Raw genomic sequence first — 21,039 nt, 5'->3', positions numbered from 1 at the left:
GAGCGTGAAGCCAAGCCCGAGCGTGAAGCCAAGCCCGAGCGTGAAGCCAAGCCCGAGCGTGAAGCCAAGCCCGAGCGTGAAGCCAAGCCCGAGCGCGAAGCCAAGCCCGAGCGCGAAGCCAAGCCCGAGCGCGAAGCCAAGCCCGAGCGTGAGGCCAAGCCTCAACGCGAAGTCCAGCCACAACGAGAAGCCAAGCCAGAGCGCCAAGCCAAGCCAGAACGAGAAGCTCAACCTCAGCGCGAAGCGAAGCCCGAGCGGCAAGCCAAGCCAGAGCGCGAGGCCCAACCGCAGCGTGAACGCCAAGCACCGCGCGACAAGAACAAGGAAAAGGACGACAAGAAGAACGAGTGACGTTCTCGCCACTCTGAACTGACCAAGTCACAGGCGCCTCCGTCACATCGGAGCGATCAACACCGGACGAGTGTGCCGTCGGAGATTTTCTCCGCGGGCACTCGGTCCCGAAGTGGTCGATTCAGGATCGCCTTCATACCTTCTCGGTGCCGGTTGAAGCGGTGACGGTTCCTGCACTCACTCCCACGATTCATCCAGCCCCCCACTGAAGCGGTCGTTTGGATCAAGTGAGAATGATGAGCACGTCGCTGCCGATTGCGATGTCCACTTGCAAATTGCCGCGCCCAGCGGTTCATTGTGTACGTGGAATCGCGCTGGGAGGCCGTGTCCCCGCAGTCGCGAATCTGGCATCACGATTGCGAACGCCCGTCTCCCATGCCAACCGACCTCTTGAGCCTGTTCTTCCGGAAGCTGCGCATGCTGTACTGCAGCGAACTTCAATTGATCAGCTTCCTTCCGGAACTCACCGACCGCACCAGCGAAAGAAGCTTGCGGGCCGGACTTCAGCAAGAGCTGGAGCTTTCCCGCCAGCGCCGTGACACGCTGGAAATCATGGCCGCCATCCACCGGATCTCTTCGGCCGGCGACGACTGCGACTCGATGCGTCGCCTGATCAATGAGAGCCGAGAAGTCTTGCGTGCACCCGCGTGGCACTTCCCTGGAGACGACGACCTTCGCTCCATCAGCGGTGCCCTTCATCGCCTTCAAATCCTGAACTACGGCGTTGCTCGTAGTTTGGCCAATCGAGTCCGGTTGGCCGATGATGTGGAAAAGCTCGATTCCCTTCTGGACCTGCTTCTCGATCGCTATCCCGAAACCTGTGACGCGCTCGTGCCCGCCGGCCTGCTTGCTCGTGACCAGCCCGCATTTCGCTAGGCCGTCTCAGCCGGCCCGCCGGCTTTTCTTGAAGTAGCTGGCGAGGAACGCCCGCAGATCATCCGGTGACACCGGTTTGACGAGATGCTCATCAAACCCCGCGTCGGATGATCGGCGGCGGTCTTCCCGGCTCCCCCACCCGCTCAGAGCGACCATCACCGCTTGTGGAAACAGCTTGCGGATGCGCTTGCAGGCTTCGAAGCCATCGATCTTGGGCATGCCGAGGTCGAGCACCACCAGGTCCGGGTGGAGGACCTTCGCTTGGGCCACGGCATCCTCGCCATCGTAGGCTACCGCAGCCTCGAAACCTTCCATGCGGAAGAACATGCCCATGATGTCCGCGGCAGACCGGGAGTCATCCGCGACCACCACGCGCAGCGCCGCAGATACATTGGCTTGAGCGGCTGTAGTTTGAACGGTGCCTGCTGCGGACTCGCCCGGCACCAGAATAGGCAGCAAAAGTGTGAATTCGCTCCCTTGACCTTCCCCACCGCTCGCCACCGAAACAGTACCGCCGTGCATCTCTGCCAGCGACCTTACCAGTGTCAGGCCGATGCCAAGCCCTTCCGCAGGACCACTGCCACCTTGATCGAATAGCTCGAAGATCGCTTGTTGGAACTCGGCCGCGATGCCACGGCCATCGTCCTTCACGGAGATCTTCAGCATCTCATCCTCGTCCGCATCCGGAGTCACCGACACGCGAATGTGACCCTTCGAGGGAGTATATTTGGCGGCATTCGAAAGCAGGTTGGAGAGCATCTGCGCCAACCGGTGAGGGTCCGCGTCAACGACCGGATTCTCAATCCCAATGTCCAATTCGAGCTGTTGTTCCTGTCGATCGATCATCGGCTTGATCGCCTCCAGTGCACGCTCCATCACTTCGGACAGCGGCACATGGGCTTTCCGAAGCTCGATCTTGCCCGTGGTAATCCGTGAGATATCGACCAGATCATCGATCAAGCGGGCCATCTGGTCGACTTGTCGTTTCAGCATCGATGCCACGCCCGCAACCTTCTCCGGGTCACCGGGCGAGCGCAGGATGATGTCCACTCCTGGCAAGATCGGAGCGAGTGGATTGCGAAGCTCGTGGGCGAGGGTGGCGAGAAACGCGTCCTTGCGCCGGCCAGCCTCACGCAGGGATTCCGCTTGGCGCCGGTCGGTGAGATCGCGCGTGATCTTGGCGTAGCCCCGGAGCTCGCCGCTGTGGTCGAAGAGTGGTGTGATCAGCACGTGACCCCAGAAACGGGTGCCGTCCTTGCGCATCCTCCAGCCCTCTTGCTCCGCGCGGCCTTCCTTCAATGCCAAGGCCAGCAATTTAAAGGGCACGCCCGCCTCCAATGCCTGCGGGGGATAGAAGATCGAAAAGTGGCGGCCCACGATCTCATCCTGCTCGTAGCCCTTGATCCTTCGGGCTCCGATGTTCCAGCTCATCACGTGACCCTCCGGGTCAAGCATGAAAATCGCGTAGTCGCGCACCCCCTCCACAAGCAGTCGGAAGCGCTCTTCGCTTTGCCGCAGGGCCTCCATCGTCACCCGGCGCTGGGTGAGGTCGCGGGTGATTTGGAGGAATCCCTGGACCTCCCCCTCGGGAGACCGCAGCGCCGTGATCGTCACATGCCCCCAGAAGCGCTCGCCATCCTTCCGGGAGCGCCATCCCTCACCAGTGAACGAGCCATCCCTCGTCGCGATCTCAAGGATTCCTTGCGGGACCCCGCCCACTCTTTCGACTTCGGAGAAAAAGCAGTCGTTGCTTTGTCCGATCACTTCCTCGGGGCGGTAGCCCATGATGCGCTCGGCGCCGGTATTCCAATCGAGGATCTCACCGGACGGCGTCATGGTGAAAATCGCATACTCCTCGACGACAGCTACGATTTCGTCGAAGGCGATGAGCCTGCTTTGAAGCCAAGAAGCAGCGCCGACATCAGGCTCTGCGTCTCGCGAAGCAGCCTTTTCGGAAGTAACGGTAGTATCCACGACACAGGGGACCATCCGCGCGGCGGAATTCGGTCGGAGGGGTTGCGAGAATCCCAGCACACACAGTGCCCGTAAGGAATCCCATTCCATGAAGTCCTAGGATCTTCCCCTGAGCGCATTTCGCCCGCTCGGAGGCAAAGCATCGTGCAGGGTGCACCCTGCCGTAATGCCGTAAACCAGTCAGCAACCATGTCAAACTGCTGCCGTCAGGCACCCTCAGATACGGACAAGGGTATCCGTCACCTCGAGCCCGCATCCCGCTCGCCACAACCCGGCTTCTCGAAAACCGCCGCCGGCCCCAGCGGAATGATGCCACTCGGGTTCAGTTCACGATGGGTGCCGTAGTAATGCCGCTTGATGTGATCGAAGTTCACCGTCGCTGCCACACCCGGCTGTAAATAAACGTCCCGCATGAAGCGCAGCAGCGGCGGGCAGTCCACCACCCGGCGGAGGTTGCACTTGAAGTGGCCATGATAGACCATGTCAAAACGGATCAAGGTGCAGAACAACCGCAAGTCGCTCTCGACCAGATGCTCGCCTAACAGAAAGGTCGAGCGCTCCAGCCGGACCGCCATTTCATCCAGCGCCACGAACAAGTCCCGCACCGCCTCCTCATACGCGGCCTGCGTGGTTGCGAAGCCTGCTCGGTAGACCCCGTTGTTCACCTTCTCGTAGAGATAGTCGCTGATCTCGGCTTGCTCCTCCGCTAGGTGCAGCGGGAACAAGTCCCGTGCCCCGGGACCGGCGAAGCTCTCCTGAAACATCCGGCAAATGTCGTCCTCGGAGTTGTTGACGATGCACTTCTCTTGGCGGTCCCACAAAACCGGCACCGTATACCGGCCGCGAAAACGGGGATCACTCCTCAGGTAAGCTTCTCCCAGAAAGTGAAAGCCCTCTGCCTCATCGGGATGATGCCCATGCCCCTCGCGAAATGCCCACCCTCGTTCATCCCGCACCGGATCCGCGATGCTGATGCCGATGCTGTCCTGCAACCCTAACAGCGACCGCACAATCAGCGTGCGGTGAGCCCATGGGCACGCCAGCGAAACGTAGAGGTGATAGCGGCCATCCACCGCCAGCGGTCCACCTTCCTTCCCCACCATCATTCGGAAGGCATCCTCCTGTCGCTCGAACTCTCCGTCCTTCGTCTCCTCGGGAAACTCGGCCATTGTCATCGGATAGCATCACAAGCGTCGGTGTGCATCCGGGAAGATTCAAAAGAAAAGTGCGCCTGATATTGCACGCTGCACCCGGAAACGGGTCGCGTTGCACGCTCAGACAAGGGCAAAGCCGCCAAAATCCCTATGACTACGCTCCTCCCAGGGCGGAACGGATTAAGCAGGAGGGCAGGCATGAAAGCTCAATCACGCCCGTTCTCCTTCATCGCGGCTCTGGCTGCCACGATGGTAGCCAGCCCTATCGCCACCGCCGCGGAACCCACCAATCCCGACTCGAAGCCCTTGAAGGATCGTTCCGCCAAAGCATCGCCGGATTCAGACCGTGTCGAAGACACCACGCGCCGGGCAAGCAACGAATCCCAGCCGCTCGAAGACCAACGCCGCAGCGCGGGCGACCCGAATCGCGTGCAGCCCGCAGGAAAGGAGGCCCAGCCGGTAAGGGATGATGATTCCAAAGCCAACGAGCGCTCCCGACGCGAAGTTGACCGGTCCAAGAACGCCAACCCGGAATCAACCAAGACCGAAGATGCCACCGCTCGCAAAGCTTCCCCCGATGCCAGGCGGAACCGCGACTCCGTCAATGACAAGGCCGACCCTTCCTCGAACAAGGTGGAGGACACCAATGACCAGAAGGCGAGCCCCGACGCACACAAAACCTCCCCGAAGGATCGCCAGCCCGACACCGTCCCCCGTGATCCCAACGCGCTGGATGACTTGCCACCCGCCGAGGCCGATGTGGTACGTGCCCATGAAGATCTCGCCCGCGATCTCCATCAGCGAAAAATCCAGATCCAGGGACGCGACGATGCGAGCCGCTTGGTGAATGATATCCTCGGCAAGGATAGTCGCCTCTCCCATGCCGAATTGAACCGCCTCGATCAGAGCGAGGTCCGCCGCGCACCCCGAGAAGATCGCCGCTCGGCAGCCGAGTTCTTGCGCCAACGGCTACGCGGCGATGCCGATATTCGGAAGATGCCGCCTTTCTTCCGCACCCCCGCTCCCGCCGAGGCGGCCCCGGGCGAGTCCGTGCTTCCGGAGCCATTCTTCATCCATGAAGGCCGCCGCTACGCCTTCTATCCGTCGCGCGACGACATTCCGGCCGTTCTGTTAGCCGATGCCGCGCTCGAGCGGGTGAGAGTAATGCCCGTCGCCGGATTGAATGCCGCTGTCTTCAATGATCGCATCCCGGCCGAGTATCGTGGCCGCGATGTTTGGGTGGTTTCCTATCCCGTCGTTGCAACCACCACCATCACCAGTCACGATATCCTCTTCCAACAAGGCTCCACGCAATTCGCCGACGGCCATTCCTACGACATGGTGCTGGCCCTCACCGAAGCCATTCTCGATCCCGGCTTGGCCAAAGCCAGCTTTGCCATCGAAGGCCACGCTTCTGCGGAAGGCACCTCTTCGGACAATCAACTGCTCTCTCAATTGCGGGCGGAAGCGCTTGTTCGCGAGCTCGTCCGCGGTGGCGTGGCGGCGGATCGTTTGGTTCCCGTCGGCTACGGCGAGAGTGAAGCCCATCATCCGGCTGACGCCGCAGAGAATCTTCTCCGTCAGGATCGTCGCGTGGTGATTTCCCGCATCGACGCTCCCGCCGACCGGTAGTTTCCTTCTCCCATGAGCCAAGTGATCGATCAGGTATCCCGCCAACGCTTCGAGCTGGAGGAAGAAGGAAAGCTCGCCTATGCCGACTACCGGAGGGAATCGAACCTGCTCATCATTCCCTACGTATACGCCGATCCGGCCCTGCGCGGTCACGGCACGGCCGGTCGCCTGATGGCCGGCATGCTGGACATCATCCGCTCGCGGAGAGAAAAGGTGCGGCCTGTCTGCGGATACGCCAAAGCATGGATCCAGCGGCATCCGGAGTATCACGACCTCATCGGCTGAATTCACCTGCTCGCCCATCGCTATTGTGTTAGGCTGGCGGATGGACTCGCCGTCATCTGCAACGCCTTCTTCACCCATCGTGCGGATCGGCCAAGGGCCAGTGCCACTGGATCGCGACGAATTCGAGCGCCGCTACCGGGAACAATTTGCCGATCCCGCGTTTGCTGAAGCCAAGGAGGCCGTGGATCAGGTGACAAGGATCGCGGCTGAGGCTTATGAGGCACGCCGCAAGACCATCTCCTCACGGCCAGCAGGAGCCGGCTTCCAAGATCCTTCGCATGAGCTCTCCACCGAATGGCTCGATGCCCGCCAAAAGATTCACGACGCGCAACAGGAGTTCAACGATGCCGGCAGCGTCACCCGCATGCTCCTGATCAATGCATCTCCGCGGACCGACGAAACCTGCCCTAGTGAGATCTCCAAGTCGTTTCGTCTCTCCGGCATCGCACGCACCACACTGGAAGCGGAAGGCTGTCATGTCGACCTGCTCGATCTCTCACTGCTCGGCGCGGAATACGGACGCCGCATTTTTCCCTGCAAGGCCTGCGTCTCCACTGCCATGCCACTCTGCCACTGGCCTTGCTCCTGTTACCCGAATCACTACTTGGGCCAGGTGCAGGACTGGATGAACGAACTCTACCCTCGCTGGGTCGCGGCTCACGGGATCATGATCATCACTCCCGTCCACTGGTTTCAGGTTCCCTCGGGCCTCAAGCTGATGATTGATCGCTTGGTCTGTGCCGACGGCGGAAATCCAGATCCCACCACTACCGCTGGCAAGGACCCAGCTCTCGCCAAGGAAATCGAGCTCAAGGGGTGGGACTATCCCAAGCATCTTGCCGGGCGAGTATTCTCCTTGATCGTCCATGGCGATGCGGAGGGAGCAGGAGGAGTTCGCCGCCATCTTCATGATTGGCTCACAGGAATAGGTCTGATCTCCGCCGGGCCGACCGCCATCGTCGACCGCTACATCGGCTACTTCGAACCCTACGCCAGCAGCCATGAGGCGCTCGACCGAGACTCCGCGATCCAGGAGGAAACGCGCCACGCGGCGATCGCCCTCGCACGCGCCACGGCCGAGATGCGCGCCGGGCGCCGTCCTCCCGGCGAGGACCTCCCCGCACCACGCATGAAATAAGTTTTCATTTGAGAATCGGATCAACGGTGCGACTGGTGACCAGAGCCGGACGGTTCCGAATGGCAACGTCAGTAAACCCTCGTTGGTGACCTGATAGCAGTCGGAAATCTCGCCCGGCTCACCTTTGTACTCCCAGCGTCCCTTTGCCGCCGAACTATTTCCGGACAACAAGCGAACTGCACCCCTTGCAGAGACATTTGCGATTTCTCCCACACGTCGAGAAAGCCGTTCGCCGGCGCAATCCTTATAATATCAGGGATTTGCCACCTCCATCCCAGCGGCACGGCATCGGCTGAATGAAGGGTGACTAGTAGGATCCTCACGATACCTCACAATCCTTCACCACCATGAATAGCGACTATACCATCGCCCGGAAGCGCGAATACGAGCGCCGCTTCGGCCCCTACAATGACGACGACTTCCGCTCACCGGAAGATTGCCCGGAAGACCGGCGCGAACTGGTCGCCGAGATCAAGGTGAGCGCGGCTGCCGTCCCCCTGTCAGATCATCTCTTGGACTATGCGCACGGCGAATATCCTCTCCCTCCCACGGAGCAGCTCGAGCCGCTCTTCCACAAGATCATCGAATGGGACCGCTGCCTGCCGCGCCACAATCAAGCCGCTCTGATTCGGTAAACCACCGAATCACGGGACGAACGGCTCGTCCAGCAACGGCGCCGCGGGCTCCGCCGGACCCGACACCGTATAAATGTCGATCGCCAGATTCGTGAGCGCCCGGTCGTCTGCACTTTTCTCGGCCAGACTCGTGGCCAGTAATGCCTCCACCGCCCCGTGGCCAAGTATCCCGGCAAGCGTGCGTGCCGTGCCATAGCCGCAGATCAAAAGGTGGGCCACACGCTGCGCAACGATAATCAGCCGGGCGTCCGAAATCGCTCCGTCCGGCTCGGAGCCCGGCACCTCTTGCGCCGTTTGCACCAGTTCCCTCATCGGAGCATGCACCCGGCCTCGCGGAGATCCTCCCAGGATCTCCGCGATCTCCTCGATGCGCTCGATGTGGCGTTTGGTCTCACGGGCCTCCCTGCGGAAATGTTCGGACAATTTTGCGTTCGAAGCGCCACGGATCACCCCCGGCAGCGCCAGCAACCACTGCCGCTGCGCGCTGAAGAGCTCCTTCAGTTCAGCCGCCAATACATCGTCAAAAGTCTTCATTCGTCCAGGGGTCCGCAGCTAATGTGGCACAGCGTGGGCCTTCAGCGAACAGCTTCTTGATCCAAAAGTCTCCGGACCGCCCGGCCGACGATCTCGCGCCCCGCCGCACGAGCCACAACCTGGGTGAACTCGGCTCCGAAGAGCAGGATCGCCGACGAATAATAGAGCCACGTCAAAATCACGATCACCGCGCCCGCCGAACCATAGCTCGAAGCCATAGCCTCCCGGCCCAGATACCAGCCGATCGCCGACTTCCCCACCGCGAACAGGCCCGATGTGAAAATCGCCCCGGCCCACACATCCCTCCAGCGAATGATCACATCCGGCAAGACCTTGAAGATCGCTGCGAATAGCAGCGTGATCAGCGCGAATGAAAGGAAGCCGCCAACCACCGCCCATAGAGGCGCCGGGATGTTGGCGATTTCCCCCACCCTCACGCTGACCGCATTTAGAACGGTCGAAACCACCATCGACACCAGCAGCAGGAACCCGGTGCCAAGCACCATGGTGAACGAAAGAAAGTGGCTCTTCACGAATTGCCTCACGCCACCTTTTTCTCGCGGTGGCACGTTCCACATGGCATTCAGCGCAGCCTGAAGCTGGCCGAATAAACCCGCGGCCCCGAATAGCAGCACGACGAGCCCCACCAGGGACATGACCAGGCTTTGCTGGGGATCGCGCGCATGGGCGACCATGTCCTCCAGCACTTCCGCTCCGCTGCGGCCGAGATCTCGATAGATCTCGTCGTAAAGCATCCCGCGCACGGCTTCGTCTCCGAACACAGCTCCGGCAATCGACAACACGATCAATAGCAGCGGCGCGAGCGAGAAGGCGGAATAGAAGGCCAGCGCCGCACTCAATCGCAACCCCTCATCCTTGATGAATCCCTGCGCCGTTTCCTTGAGCAGCACTCCAACCCCGGCTTGCATGGTAGGTCCTGCATTCATGATCCACGCGAAATCTCCCGCACGAGCGAGATGGGGAGCGACTGGGGCTCGATTGACATCCAGTTCTCAGGCTCTTGGGCAGGCTCGCGGATCGTGAAGCCTCGCGGCCCCATCTCGGCGAGCTGCTCCCATGTTACCGGCATCGAGACCGGCGCTCCCGGTCTTGCGCGAAGCCCCCACGGCGCGATGCACGTGGCACCTTTGCCATTGCGAAGCCAGTCGATGTAGATTTTCCCGGAGCGCTTGCTCTTCGAGGCCGTGATGGTGAAGCGCTTCGGATTCTGCTCTCCCACCTTGGCTGCCACGGCCTTGGTGAAAGGCTTCAGCAGCTCCCAGGTGTGCTGCCGCTTGAGGTGCATCATCACATGAATTCCCTTCCCACCTGAACTCTTCGCCCGCGTCTCCAGACCATACTCCGCAAGGCAATCGCGCAGCAGGAAAGCCGCACCGAGCGTCTCCTTCCACGGCACCTTTTCATCCGGGTCTAGGTCCCATACCAGCACATCGGGCTTGTCCACCTGAGGTAGACGGCTGCCCCAGGGATGCAGCTCGATCACCCCGAACTGCGCGAGGGAGATCAGCCCCTTGATTTCGCGGACGAAGAGGATCTCCGTCCCGTCATCCAGCGTCTTCACTTTCACGTGCGGCGGCACGTGAGCCTTGAAGCTCTTTTGGAAGAACTTCTCGCCCCCGATACCCTCCGGAGTTCTCAGCAGCGCCAGCGGTCGGTCCACCACGTGGGGAAGCATCAGCTCGCCCACCCGCTCGTAGTAGCGCGCCACCTCCAGCTTAGTCACCCCGTCATCCGGATACACGACACGATCCGGGTGACTGATTTCCACGCCCAATACCGTTGAGCCAAGACTACCCATCGCCTCCACGGGATTGAGGTGAACGTCTGATGCCGGCTTGTCCTCGCGCAGCGAAACGAAACTCCCCTGGCGAATCGCCCCATCCCTCGTCAGCTCGGCGAATTCAACCTCCGCCACCAGCCGGGGCTTAAGCCATGTCACCCCGCGATCCGTCGTCGAATATGAAGCCTCCTTTGCGATCAGCGGCTTCATTTGTTTCAGCAGCTGGTGGCGGTAGGCGTCAGTGAAGCCGGTGCCCACCTTGCCTCGTGGAATCATCCGCCCGTTCTCAACCGAGCCTAACAGGATCGCCCCGAAGGCGGGACAAGCACCCTTCGGTTCGGTGAAGCCACAGATGATGAACTCCTGTCGGGGCCGGCATTTCGATTTCGTCCAGTCCCGTCGCGAATCAGGCTGATAGGTGCCATGGGAGCGCTTGCTGATGATGCCTTCGAGTCCCAGCTTGCAGCTCTGTTGAAACAGTTCCTCACCCTCGTCACCGGACCAGATCTTTGACCGGCGGATCGGGCCGCTTTCCGCCGGAACCAGTTTCGCCAGCATTTCCAAGCGCCGCGTGAGCGGCAAGCCACGCAGGTTGTGCCCATCCAGATGCAGAAGATCGAACACCACGAAATCAATACCCTTGCCCGACTTCAGGGCTTCTTGCAGTGCGCCGAAACTCGACCGCCCCTTGCGATCGAAGACCACCGCTTCTCCATCCATTACAAAGTCGCCTCCCCCCAATTTCTTCAGCCGCCCTGCCAATTCCGGAAAGCGCGCTGTCCAATCGAGCTGCTTGCGAGTGAATAACTTCACCTCCCCTTTCCTCCTTACCGCGATCAGCCGATAGCCATCGAACTTCAGCTCATGCAGCCAGTCCTTGCCACCCGGCACCGAGGTCACCGGACGGGCGAGCTGCGGCGATACGAACGCCGCCACCTCATTCTTCGGTTCGGTCTCGAGAGCTTCCGGATGAGTTGCGGGATCCAGCTTCCGGAGCAACCAATTCGGCTCCTCGCTCATCCGGGCCAAGAGGTAAGGGCCATTCAGCCGCTCGCCATGGAGCACGAACTTCAGCTTCCCCTTCGCAAGATCCTTCTGCCAGTTCTTCTCCAAAGGATCCCACGTGCCCTTGTCCCAGATCGCCACCTTGCCTGCACCGTAATTTCCCTGGGGAATCGTCCCTTGGAATTTCCCATACTCCAGCGGGTGGTCTTCCACATGAACGGCCAGCCGCTTTGCGGACATCTCCTCCGGGATCCCCTTCGGCACCGCCCAACTCACCAAAACCCCATCGATCTCAAGCCGGAAGTCGAAGTGATGCGAACGTGCGTGGTGCTCCTGAACCACAAACGAATTCCCCTTCTGCCGTGCCTTCTTGCCACCCGGCTCAGGGGTCTTGCTGAAGTTCCGCTTTGTCCGATACTTCGCAAGGGTGCCACCCCGCGTCGTGGTCTTGGTTTTCCCGCTGGCCATGGGAACGCTTTCGCAATTCCCGTTCCAAGCCCTCCGTCACGCCGACTTGGCCTTCTTGCGAGCGGTCTTCTTCGCGGCCTTTTTGGCCGCCTTCTTTGCAGCTGGTTTGGCCTTCGAACTCTTCTTGGGAGCGGGTTCAGATTTTTTCCCCAAGCTGCGTTCCAAGTATTCGGCCAGATCCACGACCTTGCCTTTCGAGGGCTCACGCTCGGTATCGCTTTCCTTCACGTCCTCGACCGTCTCGCCCGTTTCAATTTTCTTTTCGATGAATGTCATCAGCGCATCGCGATACTCATCGTGGTATCCGTCAGGATGCCACTTCGCCGACATGTCGTGGATCAGGCGTGTGGCGAGGTCCATCTCGCGCTTTGCCACGTCGCCTTCCTTCGATGTCGGCAAATCGAGCTTCGAGATCGCGCGGATCTCTTGCGGGAATCTCAGCAGCATGAGCACGAGGGCATCGCCCCGCACGAACATCGCCGAAAGATACTCGCGCGTGCGGATGACCACGCGGGAAATCCCAGCTTTTCCCGTCTTCCTCAGCGCCTCGCGCAGCAGCACATACGCTTTCCTCCCACGCTTCTCTGGCTCCAGATAATAGGGCTTGTCGAAGAGCAGTGGATCGATGTCGTCCAAATTCACAAAATCACTAATGCCAATCGTCTTGGTAAGCTTTGGCTGCACGGCCTCAAGCTCTTGATCGGAAAGCAGGATGAACTGGCCTTCTTCATATTCGTAGCCACGCACCATCCGGTCCCATGGCACCTCCTCGCCGGAGTCTGCATTCACGCGCTCGTAGCGGATGCGCGCGTGATTCTTGCTATCGACCATATGGAGCTGGATGTCCGGCTTCACCTCGGCCGCAGTGAGCGAGACAGGTATGTTCACCAGTCCGAATTCGATGGCACCTTTCCAGATTGAGCGTGGCATTCCTTTCTCTTCGCACGCGCCGTGCCTCCCTTGCCGGAGCGCCAATTGGCACCCGGCACTATGCAAATTGCCGTGAAGGCGGCGCATCATGCCAACTTTGGCACCTCTCGCCAGGCACTTTAGATTCCCTGCAGTCAATGCAATACGAAGCGCCCAAGCTCACCAAAGCCACGTTGGCCCGCTCCCTGCGAGAGAAGGAAGGGTATGAGAACGCAAAATTTTTCGCAGACCCAGCAGCCGGACCGGAATGCCGAGCAAGAGGCAGAACGAAGCCCCGCTCGCGAGCCTTCCACCTCCACTCGCCACGCCCACTGGGATGAACTCCATGGATCGGGCAATGGCAGCGCGCGTCACTTCCTCACCAATCTCCGCCAGGGAATCTCTCAACGCCCGTGGAGCGAGATTGCCATCGCCGCGGCAGCCGGATTTGCAGCGGGCTGGTTGATGTCGAGTCGCCAACGATCTCACGCGATGCGCGACCTTTTCATCGGCTCGCTGCTGCCGACCGCCTCGAAGAAGGTCCACCATGCCTACGATGCTTTGCGTGACAACGACACGCTTCGCGATCTGGGTAAACAATTCGGCAAACTCAAGTCCCGTTGGTAACGCCATGCAACCCTCCGATCTCCAGTCCGGACCTGCGGTATCCACCGCCCGGGCCACCATAGACCGTCACGCTCGGGAGCTTTCCCAGCAAATCGCCCGTCATCCCGCAGCAGGCATTGCTGCCTGCTTCGGAGCGGGATATCTCGCAGGCAAATTGCCAATCCTTCGCTTCATCACAGGAGCAGTTCGCTTGGCACTTCCCTTGGGCCCTGCTGCCCTCGCGGTGGTCGGTGCCGCACGGGTATGGAACCTCCTAGCCCCTCCGGCCCCACTTGGCGAAGTTCCCGCCAGGGAAGAAGGCGAAGCACTCAATCAACTACTGGCCACCGCCTTGGCCAGTCGCGAAAGCTATGGTCGTGCGGCCACCCGCTTCGAAGGAGAAGATCGCCGGCTAGTCGAACACCTCCGCGCCGTTCATGACGATGCGGTGCGCCATCTGAAGCGAGCCGTGCAAGAGTCAGGTGTCTTCCCACTGCTCGGCAATTCACCTTGGGATGGACTCGTCGATCAATTGGCTCACGCGACCGGCGGGCGCCTCATCGGCTCATCACTGTTTCCTCTGATGCTCGCTGCCGAAGAAGCGACGGTGCGGGCGTTGGAAGAAGCTCTTCTGAGTGCTTCATTCGGCGAAGATCACAAGACCCTGATCCGTCGCCACCTGCTGCCGCGAGTTCAAGAGAACTTGAACAGCCTGCTTCGCCAGCGGCCCCAAGCTCAACCGCAGCTCGTCGCCGTCTCACCATAAACTGATCTTCACCATGAAAATCATCCACTCTCTGGGCCTCGGCGCAGTTCTGTTCGTCTCGGTGGCTCCCACGATCCACGCGCAAGATTCAGCGCCCCAGCGACCGGCTCACGTGTCGTCGGCGGAATTGAAAAAGCTCGTCGCCATCATCCGGCCCACCATGAACAGCAACGTCCGCGGAAGCGTCGAATTCGAAAAGGTGGACGACGGCATTCTCGTCACCGCCAAAATCGGCGGCCTGACGCCAAATGCCAATCATGCCATTCACATCCACGAATTCGGCGATCTCGGCAGCGATGATGCCACCAGCGCCGGCGATCATTTCAATCCTGAGGGACACCCTCATGCGATCCCCGACGATAGCAATCGCCATGCGGGTGACCTCGGCAATCTCCAGGCGGACGGCGATGGCAATGCCACCCTCACCTTGGTGGTGAACAATATTACCTTGGATTCCGGGAAGAGCGGGATCCTCGGGCGCTCCGTGATCGTCCATGCCAAAGCCGATGATGGCGGCCAGCCATCCGGCAATGCTGGAGACCGGATCGGAGCCGGAGTGATCGGCATCTCAAAGGATTCAAAACCCAAGGCGGCCCCCGCTCCGAAGTCAGTGCCGCCCACGGCCCCGCCTCCATCGGCTTCCAGCGACCCGGAAAAGAAGGAAACCAAGCCGACCACCCCCGATAGCGACGAGTCTCAGGGAGAGTAGGGGCCGCCTCATCAGGCGACCTGCAATGATCCCCCGAGCGATTTGCATCGAGGGGATCACTCGCATGCACCTAATATCCAAGCGCTGTGAAGGGATCTCATCTTGGAATGTTCCCTGCGAGGAAGTATTCAATGAGCACCATTCTTCATCCCGAGATTTATATGCGCGACGGCCGCGGTGGATTTCTCCTCAGGGAAGGCACCGAAGTGGTCGACGATTGGGGAGACGGCTGCTTGATCCGCTCTGAAGAGCCTTTATTGGATGACTTCGGTGACACATGCTTTGTCACCGAGGGCGAAGCACTCATCGCCCTCCGGCTTCCCCGGATGCCCGTTGGCGTCGGCCCCTTCGAGTATCTTGCCCGGAAGGACTACTCCGACATTCGCATTGCACCGGTCTTCTAGCCGACATCGTAAGCTCGCGATCCCGGCTTCAGGCAAATCCGGATCGGCATTTCGGTGAAAACCAGCGGTAGAGCACGGGGAACCACACTTAGTGCTTTGCATCGCTGGGCTCGCGATCCCCGTGATCCCGATACCGGCGTACCGCCATCGCCATCCTCACGGCCGAAACGCTGGACCTTCATTCGGGGCAAAGCCAAGATCTCCAGACCATGGAAATTGCCGGCCTTGGCAACACCCCGACCTCCCCTCTTCCCAATCCCCGTGGCGCGGTCACAGCAATCGCGACGCAGCCGGCTTCGGAGACCCCCGACGAAGCGCGTTTCCGCCACGTGCTGTTTCGTGGTTCTCCATCCGTTCCAAGCGGAAGGAAAAAGCTGGCGCTGGCTCCACGGCCTATCCCTCCCCTTCCCCGCCCCGAACCAACGAACGACGCCATCACCTCGTTCCTACGACGGACTCTCATGCAAGCGGGTCTGGATCCCTGGCTCTACCGCACCGCCCCGCTCGTCAGACGTTTTCCTGCCTGCTTGCGAGCCCTCCGCGTGGATACGCTGGCGGCAGCGGAGCGCGTGCTGGCCGCCAATCCCGCGCTGGCCCTTAAAGCACTCGAATCATTGTTGATCGGCACCACGGAATTGTTCCGCGATCCCTCGGTCTTTGCACACCTGGAGCAGCACATCCTTCCAAAGCTGACCCAGCGCTCCCCTTCCCTCCGCATCTGGAGCGCCGCATGCTCCGATGGCGCGGAGCTCTACTCCGTGGCCATCCTGTTGGCGAAGCTCGGCAGTCTCAAGGGCAGTCATCTGTTAGGCAGCGACTGCCGTCCGGATGCCATTGAACACGCGAAGCGCGGCGTGTATCTCCCGAGAGAGCGAGCCCAGCCTGTCTCAGCCGCCTTTCATTCGCAGGAACTCGCCGACGGCAGGATCGTCATGTCCCATGAAATCCGCGAGGCGTTGCAGTGGGAGCAGTCGGATCTGCTCGCTCCTCGGCCATGGGAAAGCTGGGACCTGATCCTCTGTCGCAATCTGGCCATCTACCTCGAACCTCTCGCCGCCGAAGTGCTCTGGGGGCGTCTGGCGGAAGCACTTGCACCGGGAGGCTTCCTCATCGTCGGTAAGGCCGAAAAGCCCCGCATCTCCTCCCTGCATCGGATTTCCCCCTCGATCTATCGCAAATGCCCCCGCCCCCACACGAGTTGATGACCTCGTCCTCATCCAACGGCACAAAGCCACCTCTCTGGCTGTCGACACTGATCTGCGCGTTGGCCGTGGCCTTCTTCGGGTGGATGCGGCTCTTCGTCTTTCAAGACCGCATCTTTCCCGTATCCGTGGTGCTTCCACTGCTGCTCTGCCTATGGAATCGCAGCAAGGGACTGCTCCATGCCATGGCCGTGATCCTCTCCGGGGTCACAGCGTTGAAGATCCTCGTGATCCTTCCGGAGGATATCGTCGCCGGAAACTACAAGTGGTTTTGGCTGGCCTCCGAATGGGTAAACATCGGAGTGGTCACCCTCGCCATCCATAGCTTGCTTGGCGTGCACACGCGGTTGGATGAGAAACAACACCGGCTCGAGGTCCTCAATCTCGAACTCGAGCAGGGCAACGCGGAACTCGCCGCACGGGAAGAGGAGATCGCCCGTCAAAATGAAGAGCTGCAGAGCCAGACGGAGGAACTTGAACAACAGTCGGAAGAACTTCGCCAGCAAGCGGAAGAACTGGAGCAGCAAGGGTCCGATCTCCAGGAGCTGAATCGCGAGCTGATGCGCCGCGAGAAGGGCTTGGAAACCCTTCTCCACTCGGGCCGCTGGATGCGAGGCGACATGAGTGAGTCCTACGTGATGAGCGGCGTGTGCCAGGCCGCGCTTCAGATCCTGGACGAGGTCGCCGCGGCGGAAGTGATTGCGGTACAGCGCGACGCTTACGAGGTGTGGGGCGATTGTGGGTTCGGGCTTCAGGGTCGCATGGACGATGGCATCTCCTTCGAGCGCTCCTTCGCATGCCTGGCGGCAGAGAGCGAACGCACGGCAGGCTTGAACGATATCCATCAGCGCCATGACCTGCGATTGCCTTCGCTTCGGGCGGGCCGTCCTTTGGCTTCCGCCATTGCCTCACCGATTTGGTACGAGGGCAAGGTAGTGGCCATCCTCTGCGTTTACAGCGTGGAGCCTCGGGAATGGACGGACCACGATTTCAGCATCTCCGAATGGCTGGCGTCTCAAGGCGCCCTCGCACTCCAGTCCATCCGCATCCAAAAGGAACTCGAAACCCGGCGGCGCGACGCCGAGGATGCCGCACTTCAAAAAAGCCGGTTCCTCGCCGCGGTGTCGCATGACGTTCGCACCCCGGCCAATGCGATCTCGCTGCTTGCAGAGCTCGTGGAACGGGCCAGCTCCGATCCTCAGCAGGCTCACCGCGTCCCGGAACTGGCGCGCAGCCTGTGGACGAATGCCCGCTCGCTCGTCGAACTCGTGAGCGATGTGCTCGATCTGACACGCCTCGATTCGGGTCAAGCTGACTTGCACGTCACAGAGTTCCTCCTGAACGAATTGGTCGATGCGGAAGTATTCCAGGCTGAGACCGCCGCCGCGGGCAAAGGGCTGACCATCGCAAAGGTCATGCCGCCGGTCCCTGTCAAACTCGCAACGGATCCGACCAAGCTCAAGCGGGTCATCTCGAATCTCCTCAGCAACGCGGTGAAATTCACCGAACGCGGCAGCGTCAGGGTCGAGGTGACGATCGGCAGTGACGTGCGCATCTCGATCACCGACACCGGTATCGGCATCCCAGGCGACGCTTTGAACAAGGTGTTCGACGAGTTCTTCCAACTCCGCAATCCCGAACGAAATCGCGAAAAGGGCGCCGGCCTGGGTCTCGCCATCTGCCGCCGCCTCGTGGCATCCCTCGGTTGCACCCTCTCACTGGAAAGCATCGTGGGAAATGGCACCACCTTCACTCTCATCATCCCGGGGGAACTCGTCGTCGGGCCAGGTCTGAGCCATCGCGAAATCATCCCGGAGCCGGGCTTCCAAGCCCGCATGCATGGCCTGCGCGTCCTTTTGGTGGAGGACAACGAAGTCGCCCGCGCCTCCGTGGAAGAATTGTTGGCCGGAGAGGGCGCGAAAGTAATTGCCGCAGCCGACGGCCGCTCCGCCCTCTCCTCCATCGCTCAAGCCGGATTCGACATCCTCTTGTTAGACCTCAATCTCCCGGACATGGATGGGACGGCCATCCTCCAGCATCTCGCTCAGTCCGGGCAAACCATCGCCCGCAAGATCGTCATCTCCGGGGATGCGCGTCCCGAGCGAATCGATCAAGTCAGGACCCTGGGTGCCGACGAAGTCCTCGCGAAGCCCGTGAGCTTGGCGAGGATTCGTGCGGCAATCCTTAAAGAGGCCGAGGCCTCGGATCAGAATGGATTCGGCACCACCACATAGCCGCCGGAGCGAGCTTGGTAGTATGAGCTGCCGGATTGATAGTAGCGCTGGCCATCGCGGCTGACGATCCGGTATCCGGAAGGAAGCTCCCTGATCACACTGACGCTGCCCGTCGTGGTGGCGTAGGGCGAGTCCACGATCACATAGCCACTCCCCTGCGGACGGTAGTAGGAGTCGCCGTAGGAGTAGTATTGGGTGCCGCCAACAGTGACGGTCCGATATCCCGAGGGAAGCGTCGTCACCACGTGACCGGTGGTATAGTCCGGTCCGGCATTGGTCGGGGTTTCATAGTAGCTGCAGCTGCCGAGGGTTCCCAAGACAAGGGCGGCCAGCAGGTTCAAACGATGGTTTCGTTTCATGGCATCAATGGTTATTTCGTTATCGGAAGCACCTGCCCCCGCTTGCCCATCCCTCATGCAAACGGAGTGCCGCAGCCCTGAACCTGATGAAACCTAGGGTTTCCAACGACCGGCCGCGAAACTCACTTGCACATTGCGGAAGGCTCCTTTGCGGTTTGCATCCTTGGATCCCGATCGCGTGACCCGGTTGGCATCATGGCGTCAAGGATCGACGGCTTGCCATCGCTTCAGCCTCTTCCTTAAGGTGGGTGCCTAGCCTCCAGCTTGCCTTCCACCCAAACCCGGCCGACCTCCTGATCCATGAACGAAATCGAGCTTGGCAGTCGCCCTGACAGCTCGCACGCTCGCTGTAACTGATTGGCAATACAATCAGGCCGCAATCTCTCATCATTTTCTCATAAAAAGGCGGATAGGCTCCGCCGTCACCCGTGCGAGACCTCGTATGACCCCTGAATCACCCTCTTCTGCTTCCATAACCTCGTTTCCCGGACCTGAAGGAGCGGCTCCCGCGAGGGAAAAGCTCGATCAGGTCTTCGCCAAGGAGGGCTCAGGGTCTGCGGATTTCACCTTCAATTCCGAGACTGCCGCCGTCTTCGACGACATGGTCGACCGCTCGGTCCCTTATTACTCGGAAATCCAGCGCATGTGCTGCGAGCTCGCAGCCGACTTCGCCACTCCGGGCTCGAATCTCTACGACCTCGGCGTCTCCACCGCCACCACCTTCCTTGCCCTCGATGGCAAGGTCGATCCATCCACCCATTTCATCGGCGTCGACAACTCCGCGCCAATGCTCGCGGAAGCCGCCGCCAAGATCAAACGCTCCGGCACCACCCGCCCGATCCAGCTCATCCAGGGCGACCTCCACGAGACTCCGGTCATCGAGAACGCGTCCGTGGTGATGCTGATCCTGACCCTCCAGTTCATCCGCCCGCTTTACCGCGAGCGCATGATCCAGCGCATCTACGACGGCCTGAACAAGAACGGCTGCCTGATCCTGGTCGAAAAGGTCACCACCGAAAACACCGTCCTGAACCGCCTCTTCATCAAGAACTACTACGACATGAAGCGGCGCGTGGGCTACTCGGACATCGAGATCTCCCAGAAGCGCGAGGCCTTGGAAAACGTCCTCATCCCCTACCGCCCGGAAGAAAACGAGACGCTTCTCAAGCAAAGCGGCTTCCACTGCGTGGAGGAATTCTTCCGCTGGTATAACTTTACCGGCGTCATCGCCCTGAAATAATCACGGCCCTCTCATGAACCTCGTCTACCTCTGGGGCAGCTTCCTTTTCAAACATCGCAACACCGTTTTCCCGGTGTTCTTGGCGATTCTGTTCGTGATCTTCCCGCCGGTTCTTTATGGCGGCACGTTGCGAAGCGATCTGCCGCTTGACCTTCTCGGCGTGGGCCTCTGTGTCCTGGGCCAGGTCATTCGCGGTGCAGTGATCGGCTTCGCCTACATCAAACGCGGTGGCCTGAACAAGAAGGTCTACGCCGATACCCTGGTGACCAAGGGGATCTTCGGCGTGACGCGCAATCCGCTCTACGTCGGCAACCTGCTGGCAGCCGCCGGCATCCTGGTGGTCCACAATCACCCGATGGTTTACCTGATAGCGGGCCTGTTCACGCTGGTCTCCTACCAGGCGATCGTGCTCACCGAAGAGCGCTTCCTGCGGAACAAGTTCGGCGAGGAATTCGAGCAATACTGCCGTGAGGTTCCACGCTGGCGGCCGCGGCTTTCCAGGCTCCGCGGGGCCACCGATGGGATGACCTTCCAATGGGGCAAGGTGGTCTTGAAGGACTACAGCACCTGCTGCACTTGGATGGTGATCGTCAGCCTGCTCTTCATGTATGAAGGCTACCGGGTGCCCGGAGATGACACCGTCCGGTTGATCATCGGCGCCGCCGTGCTTGCCGGAGCCGCTGTTTTCAGCCTGGTGGTCCACTCCATCAAGAAGAACGCCTCGCGCAAGCGGGTCGCTCAGGCTTGAGACCGACTT

Annotated in this window: 20 protein-coding genes and 1 pseudogene; 14 read left to right on the top strand and 7 right to left on the bottom strand. The window is 60.6% G+C overall.

Translation table 11 applies throughout. From position 1 onward, the window contains the following. Both WKV53_RS26475 and WKV53_RS26470 read left to right on the top strand, forming a co-directional pair. Positions 1-351: pseudogene (locus tag WKV53_RS26475) on the top strand (signal recognition particle-docking protein FtsY); the annotation flags it as partial. A gap of 375 nt (positions 352-726) precedes the next feature. Then, positions 727-1,227 carry a DUF892 family protein gene (locus tag WKV53_RS26470; RefSeq protein WP_341407854.1) on the top strand — a complete coding sequence of 167 codons (501 nt, stop codon included), beginning with the start codon at positions 727-729 and terminating at the stop codon, positions 1,225-1,227. A gap of 6 nt (positions 1,228-1,233) precedes the next feature. On the opposite strand, the gene WKV53_RS26465 is transcribed toward WKV53_RS26470, so the two are convergent. Beyond that, on the bottom strand, positions 1,234-3,201 hold the full coding sequence (locus WKV53_RS26465; protein ID WP_341407853.1) for a hybrid sensor histidine kinase/response regulator: 1,968 nt from the start codon (positions 3,199-3,201) through the stop codon (positions 1,234-1,236). A 239-nt stretch (positions 3,202-3,440) separates the two neighbouring features. Next, positions 3,441-4,370: a glutathione S-transferase family protein gene (locus WKV53_RS26460; protein WP_341407852.1), complete on the bottom strand. Its 930-nt coding sequence runs from the start codon at positions 4,368-4,370 to the stop codon at positions 3,441-3,443. 183 nt (positions 4,371-4,553) lie between these two features. On the opposite strand from WKV53_RS26460, the gene WKV53_RS26455 reads away from it, so the two are divergent. The 4 genes from WKV53_RS26455 (at position 4,554) to WKV53_RS26440 (ending at position 8,045) form a co-directional block, all read left to right on the top strand. Further along, a complete protein-coding gene (locus WKV53_RS26455) occupies positions 4,554-5,987 on the top strand; it encodes an OmpA family protein (protein ID WP_341407851.1) in 1,434 nt (477 codons plus the stop codon). Between the two features lie 12 nt (positions 5,988-5,999). Continuing rightward, positions 6,000-6,272: a GNAT family N-acetyltransferase gene (locus WKV53_RS26450; protein ID WP_341407850.1), complete on the top strand. Its 273-nt coding sequence runs from the start codon at positions 6,000-6,002 to the stop codon at positions 6,270-6,272. 40 nt (positions 6,273-6,312) lie between these two features. Beyond that, entirely contained in the window at positions 6,313-7,410 is a 1,098-nt protein-coding gene (locus WKV53_RS26445) for a flavodoxin family protein (protein WP_345789689.1), read from the top strand. Between the two features lie 347 nt (positions 7,411-7,757). Beyond that, positions 7,758-8,045 carry a hypothetical protein gene (locus WKV53_RS26440; RefSeq protein ID WP_341407848.1) on the top strand — a complete coding sequence of 96 codons (288 nt, stop codon included), beginning with the start codon at positions 7,758-7,760 and terminating at the stop codon, positions 8,043-8,045. Between the two features lie 9 nt (positions 8,046-8,054). On the opposite strand, the gene WKV53_RS26435 is transcribed toward WKV53_RS26440, so the two are convergent. From WKV53_RS26435 to ku, 4 genes are read right to left on the bottom strand one after another with little or no spacing between them, the layout of a single operon-like run. Then, a complete protein-coding gene (locus WKV53_RS26435; protein WP_341407847.1) occupies positions 8,055-8,579 on the bottom strand; it encodes a DUF892 family protein in 525 nt (174 codons plus the stop codon). 41 nt (positions 8,580-8,620) lie between these two features. Beyond that, complete coding sequence (locus tag WKV53_RS26430; protein WP_341407846.1) at positions 8,621-9,526, bottom strand: YihY/virulence factor BrkB family protein; 906 nt, start codon at positions 9,524-9,526, stop codon at positions 8,621-8,623. Next, positions 9,523-11,853 carry a DNA ligase D gene (ligD, locus tag WKV53_RS26425; protein WP_341407845.1) on the bottom strand — a complete coding sequence of 777 codons (2,331 nt, stop codon included), beginning with the start codon at positions 11,851-11,853 and terminating at the stop codon, positions 9,523-9,525. Before ligD ends, WKV53_RS26430 begins: the two co-directional genes overlap by 4 nt. Positions 11,854-11,889: 36 nt before the next feature. Continuing rightward, complete coding sequence (ku, locus tag WKV53_RS26420) at positions 11,890-12,783, bottom strand: non-homologous end joining protein Ku (RefSeq protein WP_341407844.1); 894 nt, start codon at positions 12,781-12,783, stop codon at positions 11,890-11,892. 204 nt (positions 12,784-12,987) lie between these two features. Here ku and WKV53_RS26415 point away from each other — a divergent pair, with 204 nt between their 5' ends. From WKV53_RS26415 to WKV53_RS26390, 6 genes are all read left to right on the top strand, one after another. After that, positions 12,988-13,389, top strand: a complete 402-nt coding sequence (locus tag WKV53_RS26415; RefSeq protein WP_341407843.1) for a hypothetical protein — start codon at positions 12,988-12,990, stop codon at positions 13,387-13,389. Positions 13,390-13,393: 4 nt separating this feature from the next. Next, positions 13,394-14,134, top strand: a complete 741-nt coding sequence (locus tag WKV53_RS26410) for a hypothetical protein (protein WP_341407842.1) — start codon at positions 13,394-13,396, stop codon at positions 14,132-14,134. Between the two features lie 13 nt (positions 14,135-14,147). Continuing rightward, positions 14,148-14,843, top strand: a complete 696-nt coding sequence (locus WKV53_RS26405; protein ID WP_341407841.1) for a superoxide dismutase family protein — start codon at positions 14,148-14,150, stop codon at positions 14,841-14,843. A gap of 131 nt (positions 14,844-14,974) precedes the next feature. Then, positions 14,975-15,247: a hypothetical protein gene (locus WKV53_RS26400; RefSeq protein WP_341407840.1), complete on the top strand. Its 273-nt coding sequence runs from the start codon at positions 14,975-14,977 to the stop codon at positions 15,245-15,247. 461 nt (positions 15,248-15,708) lie between these two features. Then, positions 15,709-16,449 carry a CheR family methyltransferase gene (locus WKV53_RS26395; RefSeq protein WP_341407839.1) on the top strand — a complete coding sequence of 247 codons (741 nt, stop codon included), beginning with the start codon at positions 15,709-15,711 and terminating at the stop codon, positions 16,447-16,449. Next, complete coding sequence (locus tag WKV53_RS26390; RefSeq protein WP_341407838.1) at positions 16,425-18,683, top strand: ATP-binding protein; 2,259 nt, start codon at positions 16,425-16,427, stop codon at positions 18,681-18,683. Before WKV53_RS26395 ends, WKV53_RS26390 begins: the two co-directional genes overlap by 25 nt. Here WKV53_RS26390 and WKV53_RS26385 read toward each other — a convergent pair. After that, positions 18,656-19,042, bottom strand: a complete 387-nt coding sequence (locus WKV53_RS26385) for a DUF6515 family protein (RefSeq protein WP_341407837.1) — start codon at positions 19,040-19,042, stop codon at positions 18,656-18,658. The two genes, WKV53_RS26390 and WKV53_RS26385, sit on opposite strands and share 28 nt — an antisense overlap. A gap of 442 nt (positions 19,043-19,484) precedes the next feature. On the opposite strand from WKV53_RS26385, the gene cmoA reads away from it, so the two are divergent. Continuing rightward, positions 19,485-20,282 (top strand): carboxy-S-adenosyl-L-methionine synthase CmoA, encoded by a 798-nt coding sequence (gene cmoA, locus WKV53_RS26380; RefSeq protein WP_341407836.1) that lies wholly within the window; start codon positions 19,485-19,487, stop codon positions 20,280-20,282. A 13-nt stretch (positions 20,283-20,295) separates the two neighbouring features. Continuing rightward, positions 20,296-21,030, top strand: a complete 735-nt coding sequence (locus WKV53_RS26375; RefSeq protein ID WP_341407835.1) for a methyltransferase family protein — start codon at positions 20,296-20,298, stop codon at positions 21,028-21,030. Positions 21,031-21,039 lie beyond the last annotated feature (9 nt).

This window comes from Luteolibacter sp. Y139 (assembly GCF_038066715.1).
GTDB lineage: Bacteria > Verrucomicrobiota > Verrucomicrobiia > Verrucomicrobiales > Akkermansiaceae > Haloferula > Haloferula soli.
Note: the sequence above shows the minus strand (reverse complement) of the source record. Positions and strands in the feature narration are given on the sequence as shown.